This is a genomic window from Streptomyces misionensis, from assembly GCF_007896895.1.
GTDB lineage: Bacteria > Actinomycetota > Actinomycetes > Streptomycetales > Streptomycetaceae > Streptomyces > Streptomyces misionensis_A.
The window spans coordinates 1-4,281 of sequence record NZ_VOGW01000113.1; the positions used below are offsets into that span (position 1 = coordinate 1).

At 72.7% G+C, this 4,281-nt stretch carries 5 protein-coding genes; 3 read left to right on the forward strand and 2 right to left on the reverse strand.

Annotation, left to right across the window (positions count from 1 at the left end; all coding sequences use genetic code 11):
* Positions 1 to 114: 114 nt before the first annotated feature.
* On the reverse strand, positions 115 to 753 hold the full coding sequence (locus tag FRZ03_RS19725) for a LysE family translocator (RefSeq protein WP_146466492.1): 639 nt from the start codon (positions 751 to 753) through the stop codon (positions 115 to 117).
* A gap of 82 nt (positions 754 to 835) precedes the next feature.
* Here FRZ03_RS19725 and FRZ03_RS19730 point away from each other — a divergent pair, with 82 nt between their 5' ends.
* Positions 836 to 1,288 carry an Lrp/AsnC family transcriptional regulator gene (locus FRZ03_RS19730; RefSeq protein WP_070023867.1) on the forward strand — a complete coding sequence of 151 codons (453 nt, stop codon included), beginning with the start codon at positions 836 to 838 and terminating at the stop codon, positions 1,286 to 1,288.
* A gap of 122 nt (positions 1,289 to 1,410) precedes the next feature.
* Here FRZ03_RS19730 and FRZ03_RS19735 read toward each other — a convergent pair whose 3' ends face one another.
* Positions 1,411 to 2,046, reverse strand: a complete 636-nt coding sequence (locus tag FRZ03_RS19735) for a TetR/AcrR family transcriptional regulator (protein WP_146466536.1) — start codon at positions 2,044 to 2,046, stop codon at positions 1,411 to 1,413.
* A gap of 317 nt (positions 2,047 to 2,363) precedes the next feature.
* Between FRZ03_RS19735 and kbpA the strand changes: the two genes are divergently transcribed.
* Both kbpA and FRZ03_RS19745 read left to right on the forward strand, forming a co-directional pair.
* The gene (gene kbpA, locus FRZ03_RS19740) at positions 2,364 to 3,155 is read left to right on the forward strand and encodes an AfsK-binding protein KbpA (protein ID WP_186785510.1); all 792 of its coding nucleotides are present in this window, start codon (positions 2,364 to 2,366) and stop codon (positions 3,153 to 3,155) included.
* A gap of 199 nt (positions 3,156 to 3,354) precedes the next feature.
* Positions 3,355 to 4,281 (forward strand): serine/threonine-protein kinase (locus FRZ03_RS19745; protein WP_146466538.1); only part of this gene is annotated, 927 nt, incomplete at its 3' end.

The following is a 4,281-nucleotide window of genomic DNA, read 5'->3' on the forward strand; positions in this document are numbered from 1 at the left end:
CCCCCATGGTCACATCCGCACCGCCGCCCTCACAGCCGGCCGGGACCACGGGACCCGGACCCGGTCGGTCCCGGCCGGGCAGCACGGTCGGGCGCGGCCCCTGAGGGGGCTCCCCTAGAGGGTCGCCAGCCGCTCCACCAGGAGGATCGCGCCGATGCCCAGCATGGCCGCGCCCGAGGTGCGGGCCACCGCCCGGGCCGCCGCCGGACGGGCGGCGAGCAGGGCGCGGGCGAGCACGCCCACGGTGAGGTAGACGACCGCGCAGCACGCCATGTGCAGCGCGCCGAGCGTCGCCGTCTGCGCGGGGACGGGCAGATGGGCGCCGCGCAGGGTGAGGAACTGGGGCAGCACCGAGAGGTAGAGCAGCAGTCCCTTGGGGTTCAGGCCGCTGATCGTGGCCCCGCGCAGAAAGGGCCGCCCCTCGGCCGGGGCCGCCGCGTCCGTCCCCGGAGCCGGCGCGCCCGCCTCCGGGGTGGCCGGGCGGCGCAGCACGCCCCAGCCCAGCCACAGCAGATAGCCCGCGCCCGCCACCGTCAGCGCCGTCAGCAGCGCCGGAGAGCTCGCCACCAGCACCGCGAGACCGGCCGTCGCCAGGGCCGTGTGCAGCGCGTATCCGCAGACCAGGCCCGCCACCGCGCGCGGGACCCGGGCGCCGCGCAGGGCGGTCGCGATGACGTACGCCCAGTCGGCGCCCGGCACGCACACCAGCAGCAGGTCCACGACGAGGAAGGAGAAGAGCAGTCCCGAGTCCATGAAGGGGACATTAGGCGCGATCGGCCCGAAAGTGTTCCCGAAAATTGCGCATGACCGGCACTCCTGAGCAAGGATCTGCCCCATGGACGACGTGGACCGGAAAATCCTTGCGGAGCTGCAGCAGGACGGGCGGCTGACCGTGACCGAGCTGGCCGCGCGGGTGCGGCTCAGCGTCTCGCCCTGCCACCGGCGGCTGCGTGAGCTGGAGCGTTCCGGCGCCATCCAGGGCTACCGCGCGGTGGTGGACGCGACGGCGCTCGGGCTGAACTTCGAGGCGCTGGTCTTCGTGTCCATGCGCCAGGAGGACCGCGCCACCATCGCCGAGTTCGAGCGGGCGGTCGGTGAACTCGACCATGTCCTGGACGCCCAGCGGCTGTTCGGCGAGCCGGACTACCTGCTGCGGGTCGCCACCGCCGACCTCGCGGCCTTCCAGCGCCTGTACGACGACCGGCTCGCGACCCTGCCGGGCGTGCAGCGGCTGACCTCCACGCTGGTGATGAAGCACGTCGTGCGGGACCGCCCGCTGCCCTCCTGACGCCTCCGGAAGCACGGCAGGCGGTGGCTCACCCGAGGTGAACCGCCGCCCGCGAGACAGGACGTGGTGCCGTGGAGGAAGAAGGGAGCGTGCCGGGACCCACCGGGCAAAAGGGGAGAGGGCTATTTCGACGGCTTGCGGCCCGTCACGCCGAGGTGGACCAACAGGGCCAGATTGGGCTTGAGTTCGGCCTGCTTCACGCCCCAGGAGGAGAAGCCCTTCTGGTGGGCGGCCACCGCGGCGAGCATCGCGACCAGCGAACCGGCCACCGCCGAGGGGTTCACGTCCTTGTCGACGCGGCCCTTGGACTGGAGCTCCGTGATCGAGTCCGCGAGGGAGCTGTTGACCGAGTTGAGGATCTTCATGCGGATCTTGTAGAACCGTTTGTCCCCTTCGGCGGCGCCGAGGTCGACCACGCGCAGGATCGCGTCGTGCTTCTTCCAGAAGTCCAGGAAGCCGTCCACGAGTTCCTGCGAGGTCTGCCATCCGGACTTGCCGGCCCAGGACCGCCCTTCGAGCAGTTCGGTCAATCCGGCGCCCTCGGTCGCCATTTGCTCGGCGATCTCCAGGACGGCGCCCTCGACGTCCGGGAAGTACTGGTAGAAGGTCGCGGGCGAAGTGCCCGCCTTCCGGGCGACATCGATGACCTTGACGTCCCGGTACGGGGAGGAGCTGAGCATCTCGCTGAGGCAGTCGAGCAGCTTCTGCCGGGTCGCCTGCCCACGCCGGCCGGCCACACGGCCGTCGACGGTACGCACTTGTCCTGTCATGTCGTCAGCTTACCGAGGGGGGCTGGGAGCGCGATTCGGCCGAGTGCAAATGGGGTGCGCGGGTGTATCGGGCGTGGTGTGCCTGGTCTGCGCGGTGCGCGCCGCCCGGTTACTTTGACGACATGGCCGAAAACAGGGCATCCGCGAACGAAGAGCCACACGGGGGTCAGAGCGGCGTACCGGAGGGCCGGGAGCACCCCGGGCCGGGGGCGGGACGCGAGGAGCCGGCCACCGGGAAGTCGCCCGAGGCTCCTACCGGAGGGGTCCCTGCGGAGGAGGGGGAGCGCCTCGCCGACACCCAGGAGATGCCGCGCCCCGACACGGAGGAGATCCCGCGCGCGGGCGCCGGCGCGCCACGGCCGCCCGCCCGGAAGCCGGCCGGCCCGGCCCCCTCCCCCTACCGGGAGGGCATCCCCTGCTGGATCGAGGCCCAGCTGCCCGACCTCGAAGCGGGCAAGCGCTTCTACGGGGAGCTCTTCGGGTGGGACTTCGAGGAGGGGTACGGCGGCTCGGTGTGGGCGCGGCTCGGCGGGGAGCCGGTCGCCGCGCTGGAGCGCAAGACGGACGGGCGGATGCCCACCGTGTGGACGGTGTACTTCGCCACCCCGGACGCCCAGACCCTCGGCCGGCGGATCGTCGCGGCCGGCGGGCAACTGGTCGTGGCCCCCTATCCGGTGGGCGACCTCGGCCGGGCCGCCCTCGCCGCCGACCCCGAGGGCGCGGTGTTCGGGCTCTGGCAGGCCCGCCGGCACCCCGGGTTCGGCCGCCGTCACGAGCCCGGCACCTTCGCCTGGGCCGAGCTGTACACCCGCGACACCACCGGCGCCAACACCTTCTACGGCGGTCTCTTCCACCACGCCCTGTTCGCCCCCGGCGCCGAGCCCGACTTCGGTCGCGCCGACGTCACCGACGTCTTCCCCGCCGAGATGCCCCCGCATGTCCTCACCCACTTCCGGGTCACCGATCTCGACGACGCGCTCGCCACGGTACGGCGGCTCGGCGGCCGGGTGCAGGCGCCGCCGTTCGAGACGTCGTACGGACGGGTGGCCGTCGTCACCGACAATCAAGGGGCGTCGTTCGCGCTGCTGCGACGGTGAGCGGAGGGGGTTGCTCCGGAAATGTTCCTGGAGTGTCCGTGATGGAAAGGAGACATCCCGATTTGTCGCCGGGTTCGCAACCGGCCGTCCGGCCAGGAAGAATCGGGGTGCGGCCGGCGGGGCGGTGCGGTGGTGAGACGCTGCGCTCCGGTCGCGTACCAATGGGGTGGCACGGCCAGTACGGGGAGGTGGCAGGCAAGTGGATCAGCTGACGCAGCACGATCCGCGGCGGATCGGGCCGTTCGAGGTGCTGGGCCGGCTGGGTGCCGGCGGCATGGGGCTGGTCTATCTCGCGCGCTCGGCGTCCGGCCGGCGGGTGGCGATCAAGACGGTGCGCACCGAACTGGCCGAGGACCAGCTCTTCCGGGTCCGCTTCACCCGTGAGGTGGAGGCGGCCCGCGCGGTCTCCGGCTTCTACACGGCGGCCGTCGTCGACGCCGATCCGCGCGCGGCGGTGCCCTGGCTGGCCACCGCGTACGTCCCCGCGCCCTCCCTCGAGGAGATAGTGAACGACTGCGGGCCGCTGCCGGCGCAGGCCGTGCGCTGGCTCGCCGCGGGCGTCGCCGAGGCCCTCCAGTCGATCCACGGCGCCGGGCTGGTCCATCGCGACCTCAAGCCGTCCAACGTGCTGGTGGTCGAGGACGGCCCCCGGGTGATCGACTTCGGCATCGCCTCCGGTGTCTCGAACACCCGTCTGACGATGACGAACGTCGCCGTCGGCACCCCCGCCTACATGTCCCCCGAGCAGGCCAAGGACTCCCGCAGCGTCACCGGCGCCAGCGATGTCTTCTCCCTCGGCTCCATGCTGGTCTTCGCCGCCACGGGCCATCCGCCCTTCCACGGCGCCAACCCGGTCGAGACCGTCTTCATGCTGCTGCGCGAGGGCCCGGACCTCACCGGCCTGCCCGACGAACTGCGCCCGCTCATCGAGCTGTGCATGCAGATGGACGCCTCCGCCCGCCCCACCCCGGCCGATCTCCAGGCCCAGCTCGCACCCCATCTGTTCGGCTCCGGCTCCGACGACAGCGGTACCGCCTCCGCCTGGCTGCCCGAGAAGGCCGTGGCCCTGATCGAGGCCCGCCGGGGCGGGCGGCCCGCCGCCAAGCCCGCCCCGGCGACGACCGGC